Source organism: Holdemanella sp., assembly GCF_056804935.1.
The window spans coordinates 3,722-4,423 of record NZ_DBMEXE010000141.1 but is presented as its reverse complement, the minus strand read 5'-3'; the positions used below and the strand labels follow the sequence as shown (position 1 = coordinate 4,423).

General features: G+C 36.2%; 1 protein-coding gene. It reads right to left on the bottom strand.

Annotated elements, in window-relative coordinates; genetic code table 11:
• On the bottom strand, positions 1 to 702 hold a 702-nt coding region (locus tag ACZQCL_RS06935; protein ID WP_482482416.1), incomplete at both ends, for a M24 family metallopeptidase.

Genomic DNA, 702 nt, shown 5'->3' with positions numbered 1-702 from the left:
CCTGTACCACATTGATAATCCACATCCTGATCCCATAGTGGTCCACGAGCTAGAATATCTAAGTTGATTCCTGAACATCCAAATAAGAAGTGTGCATCCGATAAACGAATATGTCCTCTTAATGCTTTAGTAAACCAATATCGCTCTTCTTCACTTATATCACCCAACACAAATGTACGTGTAATATCTGTAGTACCCTCTAAATATTGTCCACCACTATCAATTAGAAGCATGCCCGAATTTGTGATTTCAACATTCGTTTCTGGCTTTGAAGAATAGTGCATCATAGCCGCATGTTCTTTATAGGCACAAATCGTATCAAAACTATCCTCTAAATAGTTTTCTTGTTCACTACGAAGAACTTGTAATTTAGACTGAACGCTCATTTCGCTCATCTCTATCTTACCCGCATTCTTCTTTAACCAATACATGAATTTAGTAACAGCCACACCATCTTTAATGTGCGCCCACTTTGTACACTTTAATTCTGTTTCATTCTTTAAAGCCTTCCATAAAATGATTGGACTTTCCTTAAATACTGGCTTAGCCTTTAAATTAGAAACAATCGCATAGTTTACACTCGAAGGATCCACTAGTACTAAACCATTCAATGCCTTTGTAGCTTCATACATATCATTATAGCCACAAACAGTGACATTGTTCTTACTAAATTCTTTTTCACTCAATTCATCCAAACGAGAA